Annotated in this window: 17 protein-coding genes; 13 read left to right on the top strand and 4 right to left on the bottom strand. The window is 46.5% G+C overall.

The genetic code is table 11. The features are described from left to right. Positions 1 to 146: 146 nt before the first annotated feature. Together LPB140_RS04430 and thiS are read right to left on the bottom strand one after the other, a co-directional pair. On the bottom strand, positions 147 to 941 hold the full coding sequence (locus LPB140_RS04430; protein ID WP_072560337.1) for a thiazole synthase: 795 nt from the start codon (positions 939 to 941) through the stop codon (positions 147 to 149). A 59-nt stretch (positions 942 to 1000) separates the two neighbouring features. Further along, complete coding sequence (gene thiS, locus LPB140_RS12610) at positions 1001 to 1210, bottom strand: sulfur carrier protein ThiS (protein ID WP_072558824.1); 210 nt, start codon at positions 1208 to 1210, stop codon at positions 1001 to 1003. A 177-nt stretch (positions 1211 to 1387) separates the two neighbouring features. Between thiS and aroQ the strand changes: the two genes are divergently transcribed. From aroQ to LPB140_RS04360, 13 genes are all read left to right on the top strand, one after another. After that, complete coding sequence (gene aroQ / locus LPB140_RS04420; RefSeq protein WP_072558823.1) at positions 1388 to 1822, top strand: type II 3-dehydroquinate dehydratase; 435 nt, start codon at positions 1388 to 1390, stop codon at positions 1820 to 1822. A gap of 66 nt (positions 1823 to 1888) precedes the next feature. Continuing rightward, positions 1889 to 2386: an acetyl-CoA carboxylase biotin carboxyl carrier protein gene (gene accB, locus LPB140_RS04415; protein WP_072558822.1), complete on the top strand. Its 498-nt coding sequence runs from the start codon at positions 1889 to 1891 to the stop codon at positions 2384 to 2386. Between the two features lie 24 nt (positions 2387 to 2410). Further along, entirely contained in the window at positions 2411 to 3763 is a 1353-nt protein-coding gene (accC, locus tag LPB140_RS04410; protein WP_072558821.1) for an acetyl-CoA carboxylase biotin carboxylase subunit, read from the top strand. An 89-nt stretch (positions 3764 to 3852) separates the two neighbouring features. After that, positions 3853 to 4917: a class A beta-lactamase gene (gene bla / locus LPB140_RS04405; protein WP_072558820.1), complete on the top strand. Its 1065-nt coding sequence runs from the start codon at positions 3853 to 3855 to the stop codon at positions 4915 to 4917. Positions 4918 to 5086: 169 nt separating this feature from the next. Next, positions 5087 to 5992: an RcnB family protein gene (locus LPB140_RS04400; RefSeq protein WP_072558819.1), complete on the top strand. Its 906-nt coding sequence runs from the start codon at positions 5087 to 5089 to the stop codon at positions 5990 to 5992. 107 nt (positions 5993 to 6099) lie between these two features. Next, positions 6100 to 7392, top strand: coding sequence for a metal-dependent hydrolase family protein (locus LPB140_RS04395; protein WP_335682204.1), 1293 nt, complete (start codon positions 6100 to 6102; stop codon positions 7390 to 7392). A gap of 35 nt (positions 7393 to 7427) precedes the next feature. Continuing rightward, entirely contained in the window at positions 7428 to 8159 is a 732-nt protein-coding gene (locus tag LPB140_RS04390) for a 2OG-Fe(II) oxygenase (protein WP_083549993.1), read from the top strand. 295 nt (positions 8160 to 8454) lie between these two features. Further along, positions 8455 to 10230, top strand: a complete 1776-nt coding sequence (locus tag LPB140_RS04385) for a DUF885 domain-containing protein (protein ID WP_083550517.1) — start codon at positions 8455 to 8457, stop codon at positions 10228 to 10230. 51 nt (positions 10231 to 10281) lie between these two features. After that, positions 10282 to 11880 (top strand): hypothetical protein, encoded by a 1599-nt coding sequence (locus tag LPB140_RS04380; protein WP_072558817.1) that lies wholly within the window; start codon positions 10282 to 10284, stop codon positions 11878 to 11880. A 133-nt stretch (positions 11881 to 12013) separates the two neighbouring features. Beyond that, a complete protein-coding gene (gene argE / locus LPB140_RS04375) occupies positions 12014 to 13159 on the top strand; it encodes an acetylornithine deacetylase (RefSeq protein WP_072558816.1) in 1146 nt (381 codons plus the stop codon). A 5-nt stretch (positions 13160 to 13164) separates the two neighbouring features. Next, the gene (locus LPB140_RS04370) at positions 13165 to 14253 is read left to right on the top strand and encodes an acyltransferase family protein (RefSeq protein ID WP_198024171.1); all 1089 of its coding nucleotides are present in this window, start codon (positions 13165 to 13167) and stop codon (positions 14251 to 14253) included. 80 nt (positions 14254 to 14333) lie between these two features. Then, positions 14334 to 15236 carry an alpha/beta hydrolase fold domain-containing protein gene (locus LPB140_RS04365; RefSeq protein WP_072558814.1) on the top strand — a complete coding sequence of 301 codons (903 nt, stop codon included), beginning with the start codon at positions 14334 to 14336 and terminating at the stop codon, positions 15234 to 15236. A gap of 1 nt (position 15237) precedes the next feature. After that, the gene (locus LPB140_RS04360; RefSeq protein WP_072558813.1) at positions 15238 to 16179 is read left to right on the top strand and encodes a fatty acid desaturase family protein; all 942 of its coding nucleotides are present in this window, start codon (positions 15238 to 15240) and stop codon (positions 16177 to 16179) included. Here the strand turns inward: LPB140_RS04360 and LPB140_RS04355 are convergent. Together LPB140_RS04355 and LPB140_RS04350 are read right to left on the bottom strand one after the other, a co-directional pair. Continuing rightward, positions 16171 to 16650: an asparaginase domain-containing protein gene (locus LPB140_RS04355; RefSeq protein ID WP_072558812.1), complete on the bottom strand. Its 480-nt coding sequence runs from the start codon at positions 16648 to 16650 to the stop codon at positions 16171 to 16173. The genes LPB140_RS04360 and LPB140_RS04355 overlap by 9 nt on opposite strands. Next, entirely contained in the window at positions 16650 to 17054 is a 405-nt protein-coding gene (locus tag LPB140_RS04350; protein WP_198024170.1) for a hypothetical protein, read from the bottom strand. Before LPB140_RS04350 ends, LPB140_RS04355 begins: the two co-directional genes overlap by 1 nt. Between the last annotated feature and the right edge of the window lie 32 nt (positions 17055 to 17086).

Genomic DNA, 17086 nt, shown 5'->3' with positions numbered 1-17086 from the left:
CACCCGCCTGCATTTATAAAATGCGCAAAATTGCCCCATTTTAACAGCGGGTTTCGACAATCGGCACATCATCATCGCTGCTTCGACAAACAACATGATGAAATGTAAAAATGTGCCGATGAACGGCTATAAAGTTGATGGTGAAACTATATCAGGCCAGCCAAGGGGCTGGACGGATCGGCATATTTGCGCCGTCCCATACGCCCTGAAAGATAGGCGAGCCGCCCCGATTCGACGGATAATTTCATGGCGCGGGCCATCATTATCGGGTCTTTTGCCTCTGCAATGGCGGTGTTCATCAACACCCCGTCACAGCCCAGCTCCATCGCGACGGCTGCATCGCTGGCCGTGCCAACCCCCGCATCAACCAGGACAGGAACAGATGCCCCCTCGACAATCAATCTTATTGTCACCTGATTTTGAATGCCAAGTCCCGAACCAATTGGCGCACCCAGCGGCATGACCGCCACCGCGCCCGCATCCTCCAATTGTTTGGCGGCAATCGGATCATCAACACAATATACCATGGGCAGGAAACCTTCCTTTGCCAATGTTTCGGTCGCGGTTAATGTTTCGCGCATATTGGGATATAATGTCCTTGCCTCGCCCAATACCTCTAATTTCACCAAATCCCATCCGCCAGCTTCACGTGCCAAGCGCAATGTCCTAATCGCGTCTTCGGCGTTAAAACATCCTGCCGTATTGGGCAAATAGGTGATTTTTTTAGGATCGATATAATCGGTTAACATGGGCGCTTTGGGATCGGACACGTTAACGCGGCGCACGGCCACGGTCACAATTTGGGCGCCCGATGCGGCGACCGCCGCCGCATTTTGCTCAAAATCCTTATATTTCCCAGTTCCGACGATTAAGCGGCTGTTAAAAGTGCGGCCCGCAACGCTCCATTGGTCCTTTTGCAAATTATCAGTTGCGCTCGTCATCATCGTCTCTTTCAATTTATATCAATATTATATTTTTTTCGTTTATGGTGCAGAGCCTATTAACCGCCGCCCACAAAATGCACAATTTCAATTTCATCCCCATTGGACAAGGTGATTTGGGAAAATAATGATCGCGGCGCAATTTCCCGATTATGCTCTATGGCCACTTTTAACGGATCAAGCTGTAATTTTTCGCATAAATCGGTCAAATTACTGGGCAAGTTAATCCAATATTCCTCCCCATTTAAGATAATTTTGGCATCGGCCATTTTCAAATTTCCTTATCCAATTATATTATTTCGTCTCGCTTTTTTATTCTTTGCGGTTTACGGTTGATGATATCTGGGTTCATATAGGGATAGGCGGTGGCGACTGGCAAGCATCCTGTCACGCTTTTTCCTATTTGTGCCATTAAATTTATATTTTTATGGAATGGGGCGCGCCAAATGAGCATGACCATCTTTGTCATTAATGGGCCGAATCTCAATTTATTGGGAATGCGGGAACCGGAAATTTATGGCGATGAAACTTTGGATGATATTGCCGCCATGTTGGACGATCATGCCCGTGATTTGGGATATGAAATTGATTTTCGCCAATCAAATCATGAAGGGCATTTGGTCGATTGGTTACATGAGGCAGCAGCAAGCGGTGCAAAATCGGTGTTGTTAAATGCCGGTGCCTTAACCCATGTTTCAATCGCATTATATGATGCGATAAAGGCAATAAATATTCCTGTGATTGAAGTTCATTTGTCCAATCCCATTGCAAGGGAGGATTTTCGCGAAAAATCCTTTGTGGGAAAGGCTGCAAAAGGAACAATTTCGGGTTTTGGTTCGCTTTCTTATAAACTTGCACTAGACGCGGCCGCGTCCTTGTGACTAAAGCAACATGAATAATTTAATATAATTTCAACTTAACATATAAAATTCGCCAAGGAGCAACATATGTCCAGCAAAAATGATCGCGGTAAAGAAAATAGCGGTTCGATGCAGGTTGACACAAAAATCGTCCGTGAACTGGCCGAAATGCTGGCCGAAACGGGATTAACCGAAATTGAGGTCGAAGATGGTGACCGCAAAATCCGCGTGTCACGCGGCGGCGGCGTGATGCAGGCTGCACCGCAAATGCACATGATGGCCCCTGCCGCAGCGCCCGCTACGCCAGCACCCGTCGCCGATGCACCGGCCGCAGCCCCCGCCAATGACCATGCAAATGCAGTAAAATCACCCATGGTTGGCACAGCATATCTGTCCGCCGAACCGGGCGCAGCGCCGTTTATCAATGTTGGTGATAAAATATCGATTGGTGATACTTTATTGATTGTAGAGGCGATGAAGGTGATGAACCCCATTACCGCCACCGCCGCAGGGACAGTGAAAGAAATTTTGGTCGATAATGGCCAGCCGGTTGAATTTGACCAGCCATTAGTGGTGGTGGGATAAGCGATACAGACTTGGGAAAAAATAATGGCTATTAAAAAAATCCTTATCGCCAATCGCGGTGAAATCGCGCTTCGTATCCACCGCGCCGCACATGAAATGGGCATTAAAACCGTCGCTGTGCATAGCACCGCCGATGCCGATGCCATGCATGTGCGCCTTGCCGATGAGGCAATTTGCATTGGGCCGCCATCCTCCACCGATAGTTATTTGAACATTCCGGCGATTATTTCTGCTGCGGAAATCAGCCATGCCGATGCGATTCACCCGGGATATGGATTTTTATCCGAAAATGCCCAATTTGCCGAAATTGTGGAAAGCCATGGGTTAAAATGGATTGGGCCAAAGCCGGAACATATCCGCACAATGGGCGATAAGGTAGAGGCAAAACGCAGCGCAGGCGCACTTGGCCTGCCGCTTGTTCCGGGTTCTGATGGCGCGATTAAGGATGTGGATGCCGCCAAGAAATTGGCGCTGGAAATTGGATATCCTGTGATAATTAAGGCGGCCAGCGGCGGCGGCGGCAGGGGCATGAAAGTTGTCAATGACCCTGAATTTTTGGAAACCCAAATGTCACAGGCCGCGACGGAGGCAAAGGCCGCATTTGGCGATGCCACCGTTTATATGGAAAAATATTTAGGCAATCCGCGCCATATTGAATTTCAGGTTTTTGGCGATGGCGAAGGAAATGCCATTCATTTGGGCGAACGCGATTGTTCTTTGCAGCGCCGCCACCAAAAGGTGTTGGAGGAATCCCCCTCCCCCGTTCTTTCCACGGCCGAGCGTGATCGCATGGGCGAGATTTGTTCAAAAGCAATGGCCGATATGGGATATCGCGGCGCGGGCACAATTGAATTTTTATGGGAAAATGGCGAATTTTTCTTTATCGAGATGAATACCCGTCTTCAGGTGGAACATCCGGTTACCGAAATGGTCACCGGCATTGATTTGGTGCGCGAACAAATTCGCATTGCCGATGGCAAGCCATTATCATTTACCCAAGATGAAATTACATTTTCCGGCCATGCTGTGGAATGCCGCATCAATGCCGAAGACCCGCAAACATTCATGCCATCCCCCGGCACGGTGACCGCATATCACCCGCCAGGCGGCCTATATGTGCGTGTCGATAGCGGCCTTTATCATGGATATAAAGTTCCGCCCTATTATGACAGCATGATTGCCAAATTAATTGTTTATGGCCACAGCCGCGAGGGTTGCCTGATGCGGCTGCGCCGTGCGTTGGAGGAATTTGTTATTGGCGGCATGAAAACCACCATTCCATTGCACCAAAAATTATTGGCCGATCCTGAATTTCAAAATGGGGATTATACCATTAAATGGTTGGAAGAATGGTTGGAAAAAAGCAAAGATTCATAATAATCTTATCCATATAACATATTTTGTTATTTGATTGCCGAACCGCTTTGCGCCATATTTACCCATCTTCATTATGGGATTAGGTAAATATGGACCGGCGACATTTATTGCAAAATGCATTTTTTGGTGGGGCAAGCTGGCCCTTATGGGGCGCGGCAGTAAAATTGGGCCTTGCTGGCAATATTAGTGGCGCCATAAGCCACAGCGCATTGCAAAGCGCACAATATGGCGGCGATATTGATACAGCGCCTGAAAATCCCAATGCGCCATTATCCACCGATATGAATGTAAAAGACTCCATCTATTCCCGCGCCATTGCAGGATTAGAGGCGGAATATGGCGGGCGATTGGGCGTTGCTTTATGGTCGCCATTTGACAAGGATGCAAGCGGCGGCGGGTATATTGGCGGCCATCGAAGCGAGGAGCGTTTTGCGCTTTGTTCAACATTTAAATTATTACTGGCCGCCTTTATTTTGCGGCAATGCGATATCGGCAAATTATCATTGGATAAAAAAATATCCTATTCACAATCCGACATATTGTCCCATGCGCCGGAAACGCAAAAATATATCTCGCGTGGATATATGACGGTTGAGCAATTGGCCAAGGCCGCCCAAATAAGCAGCGATAATGTAGCGGCCAATTTACTGCTGCCCTTAATTGGCGGGCCAAAGGGTTTCACCAAATTGTTGAGATTTTTTGGCGATGATGTGACAAGATTGGACCGGATTGAGCCAATGTTAAATTTTGTGCCCATGGGCGAAACACGCGACACGACCAGCCCATCGGCAATATCATCAACCATTGCCCAAATTTTCACCGCTGGATTATTAACCGATGCCTCCGCTGCCACATTGCGGCAATGGACAATGGCCACCAATACAGGGCCAAACCGCCTGCGAAAATATTTGGATGCCGATTGGGTCGCGGGCAATAAGACCGGCACCGCTTATGGCAATGGTTCGGGGGATATGGCCCATAAATTTAATGATATCGCCCTTTTATGGGATAAACACAGGCAGGGTAATTATCTTCATTATATTATCACCGCATATTATGAAGCACCGATAAATAGCGATCCAAAAGACCCAAAGCATGAGGAAATATTGGCCCAAATTGGTAAAATAACCCGCGAATTCATCCATAATAGATAAAACCCCGTTCATATAAATGCATTCTTTCCTGAATATTTACGGCTTATTCAGCATAAGGACAGACTCGCGGCGTTATTGTTAAAACATAGGGACAAATGCCAGTCATCAACGCCCAAACAAGGATTTGATGATATGAGGCAGGCCAGTCCCCGATGAAGGAGACGCCGACATGCAACAAAAAATTTTCATTGCTGCCTTAATGGCCGCCACCACCCTTTACCCCATCAATGCCAATGCACAGCAAAGATGGAAAAATAATCAAGGCCAATCGCAATCACAAGAACGTGGCCAAGAACGAAGCACAGAGCGCGTTCGTGAAAATAACCAAGAGCGTCGCAGCACAGGCGGTTTTGGTGATCGCCAAATTCGCACGGCACGGCAAGCATCAAGACAAGATGCGCGAGAGGCGCGGCCGCAAAATATCCGCGTGCAGCAACCCACAGAACAGGCTGCGCAAAGGCCAGCACGGCAGGCTGCGCAACCGCCAGCACAAGAGAGAGCACGGCAGCGAGTTCCAATTGAGAATAGGCGCGATGCACGTCATGGCCAAAATGACCAAAGCACCGCCACGCCCACTAGAAACAGCAATAGTGGATATAATCGCTGGCAAAATCGCAGCGCCCCATCACGCGATACAGCGCAATATGATAATCGCCGCGATGGACAAAATGACCGCAGATATGAACGCAATAATGATAACCGCCGTGATGATAGATATCGCGGGAACAGCGACCGGTTTGAATATCGTGGCCGCAGCTATTCACGTTGGCAAAATAATTGGCGCAGCGACCGCCGATATGATTGGCGCGGACATCGCAATCAGAACCGCAAAATTTATTATCGGCCCTATCATTATTATGCGCCCTATCGCGGCCATTATTACAGCCGGATAAATATTGGATTCTATTTGGGCAGTGGATTTTACGCGTCAAATTATTGGATAAATGATTATGACCAATATCGTTTGCCGCCATCCTATGGCCCATATCGCTGGGTAAGATATTATGATGATGTGTTGTTGGTGGATACCCGCAATGGTTATGTCGTCGACACCATATATGATTTCTTCTGGTAATCATTTTTTGGTTTAATGACAGGTCCGGGCCAAAATGGCCTGGGCCTTTTTGCTTGCGCCGCGTCCATGAAATTGCCACATCTTATATATAAATATATTGGGAGAAGATGATGTTGCGTAAAGCCATGTTAATGATATCGGCCAGCATGATGATGACCGCCGCCGCCTATGCCGAAACAAAAATCATATATGCCGGAAATTTAATCCCCGATGCACAAACAGGCGCAATTGGTCCGGCCACCATCACCATCAATGATGGCAAAATCACCTCTATTACAAATGGCATAACACGCGCGGATAATGATGCGGACAATAATGATTTAGAGATTATCGACCTATCTAACTTCACCGTCCTGCCCGGTTTAATTGACACCCATGTGCATTTATCCGGTGATCCGGGCGGTGATTATTGGCGCGAAGCGGTGGACAGCGATGAATGGGGCGTCATTATGGGCGCGAAAAATGCGCGTATCACCGCGCTTGCCGGATTTACCACGGTGCGCGATGTTGGATCGGCGCAATTGGTGGGTTTTGCCCTGCGGCGTGGCACAGCAGAGGGAAAAATCCCCGGCCCGCGCATCCAATCATCCGGCCCTGCCATTTCCATTATTGGCGGCCATGGAGATGTCAGCGGATTTCGGCCAGAGGTAAATAAAGTGCTGGACGCAGAAAATAGCTGCACCGGCGCGGTGCAATGCGCCGAACGGGTTAGACAGGCATCGAAACGCGGCGCGGACCTTATCAAAATTACCGCCACGGGCGGTGTTTTATCGCAACAGGCACGCGGGCTTGACCAACATTTCACCAATGAAGAAATGACCGCCATTGCTGATACAGCACATAGCCTAGGCATGAAGGTGGCCGCCCATGCCCATGGCCCACGCGGTATAGAAGGCGCAGCAAAGGCGGGTATTGATTCCATCGAACATTGCACCTTTGGCGATGATGCCAGCATGGCCGCGATGAAGGCGAATAAAAGCGCCTGTGTCCCCACCCTTATGGCATATACAGGCATAAGGGAAAGGCTGGGCAAAGGGGTTTACACGCCCCAAGTGGAGGATAAAATTCGCGCCACATTAAAAGTGGTTGGCGCGGCCGCCAATAAAATGCACAAAAATGGCATTAACATTGTTTTTGGCACGGACAGCGGCGTGTATGAACATGGCCGCAATGCAGAGGAATTTGCCCTGATGGTCGATTTAATCGGCATGACCAACCGTGAAGCATTGGCCAGCGCGACAACAGGCGCTGCGACATTGATGGGTTTGGAAAATGAAGTTGGCAAAATTGCCCCAGGATTTTCCGCAGATATTATTGCGGTTGCCACCAATCCATTGGACGATATAAGAACATTGGAAAAGGTTCAATGGGTGATGGTGCGCGGGCGTATCATTAAATAATTTATCATCAATGCAAAAAATACAGGCATGAAAAAATGAACGAAACAGCAACAGATGATGCAGCCTTTAAAAAAGGTGAAACGCCAAAATTTGGCCCGAATAACGATCCTGAAAAGTTAAGCGACATTGGCCGCAAGGTTACACGCGCATTGAACAGCAACCCGATGGTTGAAATGGTCGATATTCCCGACATTCAACTTTATGTCTATCGCGGTTTCTTGCCAGAGGCTGATTGCCAAATTTTAATCGATAAAATTGATGAAAAAGCCGAACCATCCTCCCTTTATAAAGGGACAGAGCAAGAAGGGTTTCGCACCAGTTATAGCTGTCATCTTAACCGATGGGAAAGCGATATTGACCGAATTGAAAAACGGATTAGCGCCCTGATGGGCATAGATAATGATTATGCCGAAACCATGCAGGGGCAGCGTTATCAAATCGGCCAAGAGTTTAAGGCGCATCATGATTTTTTCCATCCCGCGCAGGATTATTGGAAACAAGAGGAATTAAGGGGCGGCCAACGCAGCTGGACTGCCATGATATTTTTAAATAATGTGCCAGCGGGCGGGGCGACCGAATTTCCGCACTTAAAAATCGGGGTCAGGCCGGAAAGAGGCACATTATTGATGTGGAATAATATGGCTGTTGACGGCAAACCAAATTATAAAAGCCTGCACAGCGGAACGCCAGTGGTAGAGGGCACAAAATATATCATCACCAAATGGTATCGGCAAAATAACTGGGTTAAATTAACCGGTTCAGGTTGAACCAATATTACCCAATATTGGGTATATTTGTTACAATATATGCCCATTTGGCACCACCTACCCCGCATGCTGTTTTTGGGCCGTCATTTGCTGTCGTTTGTCGAATGCACCTTGAGCGATAAAAAACGCCATGCTTTGCTATGTCATAATATAAATGAATAGACTTAAATAGGGGCTTATAATGTCATCAACCAAACCAAAATATCTTTCCTTATTATTTGCTGCATCCTTGTCCGCGTTAAGCGCGGGCTGCGCCACCACTGGCGGCGTGGACAGAGTGACAACCCCTTCGGTCATGCCAACGCAAAGCGAGGCGATTAGCGAGGCAGAGTCACAAAATCTGTCCAGCGAGCAAGAAGGCGCAAAATTGCGCGAATTATTCGCCAATGATGATGAGGCAAGCATTAAGCGCAACCCGATTACCGCGCTGTTCCGCGGGGATATGCGCTATGCGGATCAATTTGGTGACTTTATTTCCGATGAATATTTTGACAATGAACGTAAGGCTGCCGAAGATAATATTAGCGCATTGGAAAATATAAATTATGATGCGTTAAACCCCACCGACAAAATCGCGTTTGAGGTTTTTAAGAAAAACCAAAATGACGCCCTTACCGGACTTTCCCCCGAAATTATGGCCTTAACCGTGGTGCGCCCGCTTAATCATTTTAGCGGATTTCACAGCTTTTACCCCAGTTTTGCCAGCGGCCAGGGCGCTGCGCCGTTTAAAACGGTGGAGGATTATGACAATAATCTTAAACGACATAAGGAATTTATCGTCCTGCTTGACCGGTCCATTGGCCGTTTTCGTGAGGGGATGGATAGCGGGGTTTACGAAACCCATTTGACCATCAAAAATGTCATTGACCAATTGGACACCCAATTAAAACAGCCATTAAACGAATCCCCCTATATGGGGCCAGTTCAAAAATTTCCCGATAATTTTTCCGATGCGGATAAGGCCCGTTTAACCGGTGAATATACCGATTATACCAAAAATGTCATTTATCCCAGCTATCAAAAATTACGCGATTTCTTGAAAAATGAATATCTGCCCGTTGCGCGTAAAGAGGTTGGATTATCATCCATGAAGGGCGGGGCAAAATTATATGATTATATGATTGAGCAAACCACCACCCTGCCGTTAAAGGCGGATGAGGTGCATAATTTGGGGCTTAGCGAAGTGGCCCGCATTAAAAATGGCATGGAAGAAGTAAAAGAAGAAGTTGGCTTTAAAGGGACATTAGCGCAATTTTTTGAATATTTGCGCAGCGACCCAAAATTCCAACCCAAAAGCCGTGAGGCATTAACACAGGGATATTATGATATAGGCAAAGTGGTGGACACCAAAATTGGCGATTATTTTAAGGTCCTGCCCAAAGCGCCATTGGAAATTAAGCCCTATGAAGAATATCGCGAAAAATATGAAGCGGGCGGTTCTTATCAAAATGGCACGCCCGATGGGTCGCGTGCAGGCACCTTTTATTTCAATGCCTATGACCTGCCCAGCCGCACCACGCCCGGCATGACCACATTATATTTGCATGAAGGCGCACCGGGCCACCATTTCCAAATCAGTCTGGCTCAGGAAAATGAAGCATTGCCCGCCTTTATGCGATTTGGAGGAAACACCGCCTATGTTGAAGGTTGGGCACTATATGCCGAAACATTGGGTTATGAAATGGGATTGTTCGACGATCCATATCAACGTTTTGGCACTTTGTCGGATGAAATGCTTCGCGCCATGCGCCTTGTCGTGGATACCGGATTGCACAGCAAAGGATGGACCAGAGAGCAAGCCATTGATTATATGATGGCCAATAGCGACATGGGCAAAACCGACGCCACGGCAGAGGTTGAACGCTATATCGCCATTCCAACACAGGCATTGGCATATAAAATTGGGGCGATGACCATCCAAAGGCTGCGTAAAAGGGCCGAAACCCAATTGGGCGATAAATTTGACATGCGCGAATTTCATGATCAGGTGCTTAACACCGGCGCTTTACCGATGAGTGTTTTGGAAAAAAAGATTGACGATTGGATTGAAAACACATTATCTTCCAAATAGTTGAACCGATTGTAAGGGGCGAAATATTCTTCCCTCCACGGGGGGAAGAATATGCGTTTTTTTACATTTATTGCATCAATATTGATTATTTTCGCTGTTCCGGCCCATGCCGAATGGCATGAAGCAAATTCCGATCATTTCAGGATAATTGCGGACCAAAATGAAAAGGATGTTCGCGAATTTGCCGAACGTTTGGAAAAATTCCACAGCGCATTGCATCTGACCCTTGGCATTAAAAATATAAAACCCAGCCCGTCCAATAGGCTGACGATTTACGTGCTGCGCAATGATTTCCAACTTAAAAAATTATATGGTGACAAAAAATCTTTCGTCGGGGGTTTTTACATCCCTCGCGCTGGATCATCTGTGTCTTTTATCCCGCGCGTTGATACAAATGGCAATGATGTCGACATGAGCGAACGCGTCCTATTTCATGAATATGCACATCATATCATGTACACCAATAATAAACTTATCACGCCGCGTTGGTATAGCGAGGGATTTGCCGAATTTCACGGCAGTGCGAAATTTGAAAAAGATGGCGGCATTGGTTTGGGCATCACCGCATCGCATCGCGGCGCGGAGTTATATCTTGCCGATAATATTAAAATTGAAGAATTACTGGACCGTGAAACATATCGATTGGCCCGCGAAAAGGACAAAAGCTATGATAATTTTTATGGCCGCGCTTGGTTATTATATCATTATCTGAATATGGGAGGCGAACGTCCCGGGCAATTAAGCAAATATTTCACCCAATTGGCCAATGGAAAATCAGAATTGGACGCTGCGCGGGAGGCATTTGGCGATTTGGAAATTTTGGACAAGGATCTAAAAAAATATATGCGCCGTAGTAAATTGCAATATATGAAAATTGCCGGAACAGCTTTGAAAACAACCGACATTCATATTCGCAAAATGACCGAAGCAGAGGGACAAGCCATCCCCCTCATCATTCAACAAAAAAGAGGGCTTAATAAAGAAAGTGCCGATGAACTTTTAATCGAGGCAAGGGCATTGGCCGAAAAATTCCCAGATGATGCAAGCATTTTATCCATGTTATCAGAGGCAGAATTTGATACAGAAAATTATCAAGCCGCCATTGATGCAGCCGACAAAAGCATTGCGATTGATCCAAAAAATATCAACGCCCATGTGCAAAAAATTTATGCATTGGCCGAAATTGCCAAGGATGCAGATGATATTGATGCAGCGTGGAAAAATGTGCGCAGCGCGGTGGTCACGTTAAATAAATTGGAAAATGATCACCCAATCCCGCTTATTTATTATTATAATAGTTTTAGAGAACAGGGCGTAAACATCCCCGAAACCGCAGTGAACGGCATTGTCCGCGCATTGGAGATCGCCCCCTATGACCAAAAATTGCGGTGGATGGTGGCCCAGCAATTTATGCGCGAAAAAGAATATAGCCTTGCGCGATATTATTTAATCCCATTGGCCAATGACCCGCACCAAAAAAATGCGAATAACCCCGCCGCCAAATTATTACGCGCGATTGAAAATTTAAAAGATGGCGAGAACCTATCCATAAAATTGTCGCTGCCCACATCGGACGAAGATATGGGTGATGATGCTGGCGATGGAGATGCAGATGGCGATGATGCGGGTAAAAATGATGGTAATAAATAAAATAATGACCAAAATATCTCTGCACCATCAGGGGAAAGCCCAAAAACATAAGCGGTAAAATTATCATGGGCATATATGTAAAAGCCATGTTATGGGGACATAAAATCATTCCCCCATTTCATTAAGGCCCGACATGCTTGCCCAAGCCAAAGATATTTTCAAAACCCTTATCGCATTTGACACCACATCACGCGACAGCAATTTGGCGTTTATCAATTGGGTGGCCGAATATTTGCACGGCCATGGCATAACATCACATTTGGTGCATAATGATATCGGCAATAAGGCCAATTTATATGCCAGCATCGGCCCGTTGGTGGAGGGCGGCATTATATTATCAGGACATAGTGATGTTGTACCCGTGGATGGGCAGGATTGGCACAGTAATCCCTTTATCCTAACCGAAAAAGATGGCAAATATTTTGGGCGCGGCACATGCGATATGAAGGCATTTATCGCCCTTGCCTTGGCAGCTGTTCCTATGTTCAAATTGGGCCAACGCCCCATCCATTTGGCGATTAGCTATGATGAAGAAGTGGGATGCAAGGGCGCACCGGCGATGATTGCCCAAATTGCCGACAAATTGCCCCGACCTGCCATGGCCATTATTGGTGAACCATCCATGATGCGCGTTATAAATGGGCATAAGGGCATTATGGTGCATGAAGTGAATGTCTATGGGCATGAGGCACATAGCAGCCTGACCCATTTGGGATTATCCGCCAATATGGTGGCGGTGGAGTTAATGCATGACCTTGCCGAATTGGCGCGTACATTATGGGAAAATGCAGATGTGGAAAGCCCGTTCATGCCGCCCCATTCCACCTTGACCATTGGCGAGATACAGGGCGGCACGGCGACAAATATTTTGGCGCGGCATTGCCGTTTCGCCTTTGACCTGCGCAGCCCGCCAAGCGACAATCCGTCTGAAATTTTGGCGCCATTTTTTGCCAAATGCGCCGCATTGGACACAGAAATGGCCGCCGCCTTTCCCAATTGCGGGATAAAAATAACGCAAATATCTGCCACCCCGCCCTTATCCCCCACCGCCAATAATGTGGCGGAGGAATTTGTGCGTTCATTAACAGGTGATAATGAAGCCGCCATTGCTGCATCCTATGCAGCGGAGGCGGGGCAATTTCAGGCGGCGGGTTTTCCATCGGTTATTTGCGGGCCAGGGTCAATTGAACAGGCGCATCAACCCAATGAATTTATTGCCGTGGACCAATTTGAACGTGGCGCAAAGTTCATGGAAAAATTGGCCGCCGCGCTTGCATGACAAATATGATAAAAAATAAAGATTATCGCACGGCCATCAATGCGCTGCGCGGTTTTGCGGCAATTTATGTTGTGTTTTATCATTTGCGATATTTCACCATATATCCATGGTTTCGGGAATTTCCCCCGTTAAAATATGGATATATTGGCGTTGATTTTTTCTTTATGTTAAGCGGGCTTATCATCGCGCATGTTTATTTGAAAAAGGCACAGCATTTTTCGGCAAAATTTTGGGCAAATTTCCTGTGGCTTCGCATTGCGCGTTTGCTTCCCGTTCATCTTCTTATCATGGTTTTTTTGCTATGCTCTGCCTATATTGCCGCGATTTTGGGCAATGAGAGCAAATGGCCAAATGGCGAAAATTTACTTGATTGGTTATTATTGGCGACTTTGGTGCGTCAATGGACTTTGCCAGATACCTATGTTTGGAATGAACCGGCATGGTCGGTCAGCGCAGAAATGTTTGCCTATATTTTTATCTTTCCTATCGCTGCCCTATTCCATAAATTTTTTAATGAAAAATTATATGGCATGGCAGCAATTTTAATTGGCGCCGCAATTTTATATTATATTATTGATGATAAGGGCAGCATCAATGCCATTAAAAATGGCGGGCCATTATTGCGCGTGGCGGGCGGATTCATGATTGGATTTGGACTTTTTCTTTTATTGAACCAAATAAAAACAAATAAAATTTATGACCCATTATTGGCCATTTCCATCATTTCAATTTTCATAATATTATTAAATGCCCCTACGATAAAAAAAGCAGGAATTTTAATCGATTTATTATTATTGGCCAATTTGGCGGCCATCATCATGGCGGTTTATGTGTCCAATGGGCCGATTGCCCGATTTTTATCGGCAAAACCTTTATTTTGGTTGGGTGAAATTTCTTTCTCACTTTATTTATGCCATAGCGTGATTTTGGGAATATTAAGCCATTGGGCCAAAATTTGGGACATTGATCGCGGCATCATCATGGGCGACATCATGCTTCTATTCTCCCTTGCCGCCGCGCATTTGCTTTATAAATTTGTGGAAATTCCCGCGCGAGAGGCAATGCGAAATGCGATGCAAAAATATCTTTCATGATGCGGGGGGATTTTAATTATAATTGAATATTTGCGTCTTTATCTGACTTGGTTTAATCATATGATTAAGGGAGTGAGAATATGGCAATAAGCATACAGGCGCGGGTGGTTAATTTCATATTGCGCAAAACAGGCATTTATAAAAAATTATTCAGCGGCGGGCCGAAATTTCCGGCCATATTGGCAAAGGCGCGCGCGACCCCCCTGCCCCAGCCAAAGGATAAATGGCGGGCAAAATTGACCATAAAACAAAGCCAATTTAACGGCCATGATATCTGGCATTTCGCCCCCAAAAATGGACAGGCCAGCGCCAATATATTATTTTGGCATGGCGGCGGATATGTGTATAGCGCGGCCGATGCGCATTTGGATTTTATGGCGCATATGGCGGATAAATATGGGTGGAATATTACCGCGCCCCTATATCCTTTGTCCCCCGAATTTACCGCAGAACATATTCAAAAATGGGCGGTGGATTTTTACATTGATTATTTGGCCAAATTGGATGGTGCGCCCTTTATTATGGGCGGGGATAGTGCGGGCGGCGGCATGACTGCAACCATCGCGCAACATGCCCGTGGCAATGCACTGGGCATGGCAAATGCGCTTATCCTTATTTGTCCTTGGTTAAAATTATCTCCTGATTATGCAGAGCAACAAATAATCGAACCGCGTGATGCGATTTTATCGATTCGCGGCATTGATGATGCGGCAAAATTATATGCCGCCCATTGGGAGGTGGATGACCCGCGGGTTAGCCCCATTTTCGGTGATTGGTCGGGCCTGCCGCCCATTTTATGCTTTGGCGGCGGCGATGATATTTTGGTAACAAATGCCCGTGCGCTACACGAAAAATTACCCAATATAGAATATATTGAATTGGCACAGATGATCCATGATTGGCCGATTTTTATCTTTCCTGAATCGCGCAAGGCGCAGGCAAAAATAGCCCAATTTGCCAGCCAAAATATAAAGGCAGCATAAAATGCCTGCGGTCAAAGCAGCCAATCCTAAACAAATATTTGCCCCCAATGATTGGGCCGGCATCACATCGGTATCAAATATATATGGCATATGGTTGATTGCCCATGCATGGCTGGTCATCTTTGGCGCGGCCATATTGGCGGCATATTGGGGCAATATTTTGGGTTATATATTGGCCATCATCATTATTGGCGGGCGTCAATTGGGCCTTGCCATTTTAATGCATGATGCAGCCCACGGCCATTTACACCCAAAACGCAAATGGAATAATTTCATGGGCGAATGGTTAAGCGGCGCAGCGGTGGGCACGGATTTACAGGCATATCGCGCCTATCATTTAACCCATCACCGCTTTACACAACAGGCCGAAGACCCAGATTTGCCGCTTTCCGCTCCTTTTCCAGTGACAAGGAATAGCCTGTTAAGAAAATTTGCTCGCGATATATCCGGCATTGTCTTTATACGCCAACGCACTGCACAATTTATCATGGCATTGCGCAGTTTAAACCCCGAAAAACGCGAACAAAATATTTTTATTGGCCGGGCCTTTATTCGTTTTTTAATGGTTCAGGCAATATTATTAACATTATCATTGATCATATATGGATGGACGCCATTTTTATTATGGTTCATCGCGCTGGCGACCAGTTTTCAAATGTTCCTGCGTATCCGCAATATTGCCGAACATGCCTGCACCAGCACGGGCGGTGATGATCCCTTCACCCATGCCCGAACAACCTATGCCAATTTGTTGGAACGCGCGACAATTGCGCCCTATTGGGTAAATTATCATAGCGAACATCATTTGTTCATGGGCGTGCCATGTTATCATCTGTCCCATGCTCATAAATTATTGGGCGATGGGGGATATCATCCGCGCATGACCATATCGCCCAATTATATCGCCGTTTTGCGGCAGGTAATTGCCCCCAAATCAATTTGAGATAAAGCGTCCGGCCGCGCGGTCCTTTTGCGTAATGGCGGGGTCGAAAATCTGGCCATTCATCGCCACATAAATGCCATGCGGCAATGATTGCACCGCCGCAAGGGCAAAGCCGACATTAAATTCCGCATCACTTTTGCGCAGCGATGCAGGCTGTAAAGCGCCGGTCAGGACAATGGTTTTGCCCTTTATATCGCGCAGAAAGCGGCCCGTATCAACCATTGTATCCGTGCCATGTGTCACCAAAATTTTATCCGCATCGCTTTGCATAATTGCATTATATATTTCTGTGCGGTCCGCATCGGTCAATTCCAAACTATCCTTTCGCAATAATTGGGTGACACGATGCGGCGCATAAACATTATTTTCACGCAGCATATCGATAATCGCCGTAGGGCCAATTTGATATTCCGACAGGGCATCAAAATATATTTTATCAATTGTGCCGCCAGTGGTGAAAATATCAATCATTATCCGGCAATCACTTCGACCGCGTCGGACATAATCCAGCCTGAAGAACAAGGACCGGTATAATCCATATCTTCCAATATGGGTGAGCTTACCTCACAATCGGTTTCTCCATCATGGCTATATACAATACCCACCATGTCATTTTCTTCGCTATTATCGCATACCCAAATTGCCTGTCCAGATGTTAAATTGTCAAATGCTTCTAACTCGTTACTATCTCCGCTAAAAACCAAAACGGCGCCTTCTGGCCCCTGATCTGTAATCGCGCCCAAACTGCACGCATCCATATCATCCATCGCATGTAGCGTCACAGGGCGGTTGCCATTGGTATACATGGGCTGCGCCAAAATTGGCGAGGCCGAAAATGACGTAAGTGATAATATTAAAAGCATTTTTTTAAGCATGATAATAACTTTCAAATAGTTGGGATTTGACA

Origin of the sequence: Sphingorhabdus lutea, from assembly GCF_001889025.1 — a bacterium.
GTDB classification, from domain to species: domain Bacteria; phylum Pseudomonadota; class Alphaproteobacteria; order Sphingomonadales; family Sphingomonadaceae; genus Sphingorhabdus_B; species Sphingorhabdus_B lutea.
The sequence above is the reverse complement of the archived record's forward strand: the minus strand, read 5'-3'. Positions and strand labels throughout refer to the sequence as shown.

Excerpts from the sequence above, each read along its gene's own strand:
- LPB140_RS04395 (WP_335682204.1), top strand. The coding sequence starts at position 6,100 with ATGATGTTGCGTAAAGCCATGTTAATGATATCGGCCAGCATGATGATG.
- accB (WP_072558822.1), top strand. The coding sequence starts at position 1,889 with ATGTCCAGCAAAAATGATCGCGGTAAAGAAAATAGCGGTTCGATGCAG.
- LPB140_RS04380 (WP_072558817.1), top strand. The coding sequence starts at position 10,282 with ATGCGTTTTTTTACATTTATTGCATCAATATTGATTATTTTCGCTGTT.
- accC (WP_072558821.1), top strand. The coding sequence starts at position 2,411 with ATGGCTATTAAAAAAATCCTTATCGCCAATCGCGGTGAAATCGCGCTT.
- bla (WP_072558820.1), top strand. The coding sequence starts at position 3,853 with ATGGACCGGCGACATTTATTGCAAAATGCATTTTTTGGTGGGGCAAGC.
- LPB140_RS04350 (WP_198024170.1), bottom strand. The coding sequence starts at position 17,054 with ATGCTTAAAAAAATGCTTTTAATATTATCACTTACGTCATTTTCGGCC.
- LPB140_RS04360 (WP_072558813.1), top strand. The coding sequence starts at position 15,238 with ATGCCTGCGGTCAAAGCAGCCAATCCTAAACAAATATTTGCCCCCAAT.
- LPB140_RS04430 (WP_072560337.1), bottom strand. The coding sequence starts at position 941 with ATGACGAGCGCAACTGATAATTTGCAAAAGGACCAATGGAGCGTTGCG.
- aroQ (WP_072558823.1), top strand. The coding sequence starts at position 1,388 with ATGAGCATGACCATCTTTGTCATTAATGGGCCGAATCTCAATTTATTG.
- thiS (WP_072558824.1), bottom strand. The coding sequence starts at position 1,210 with ATGGCCGATGCCAAAATTATCTTAAATGGGGAGGAATATTGGATTAAC.
- LPB140_RS04365 (WP_072558814.1), top strand. The coding sequence starts at position 14,334 with ATGGCAATAAGCATACAGGCGCGGGTGGTTAATTTCATATTGCGCAAA.
- LPB140_RS04385 (WP_083550517.1), top strand. The coding sequence starts at position 8,455 with ATGCCAACGCAAAGCGAGGCGATTAGCGAGGCAGAGTCACAAAATCTG.
- LPB140_RS04355 (WP_072558812.1), bottom strand. The coding sequence starts at position 16,650 with ATGATTGATATTTTCACCACTGGCGGCACAATTGATAAAATATATTTT.
- LPB140_RS04400 (WP_072558819.1), top strand. The coding sequence starts at position 5,087 with ATGCAACAAAAAATTTTCATTGCTGCCTTAATGGCCGCCACCACCCTT.
- LPB140_RS04390 (WP_083549993.1), top strand. The coding sequence starts at position 7,428 with ATGAACGAAACAGCAACAGATGATGCAGCCTTTAAAAAAGGTGAAACG.
- argE (WP_072558816.1), top strand. The coding sequence starts at position 12,014 with ATGCTTGCCCAAGCCAAAGATATTTTCAAAACCCTTATCGCATTTGAC.
- LPB140_RS04370 (WP_198024171.1), top strand. The coding sequence starts at position 13,165 with ATGATAAAAAATAAAGATTATCGCACGGCCATCAATGCGCTGCGCGGT.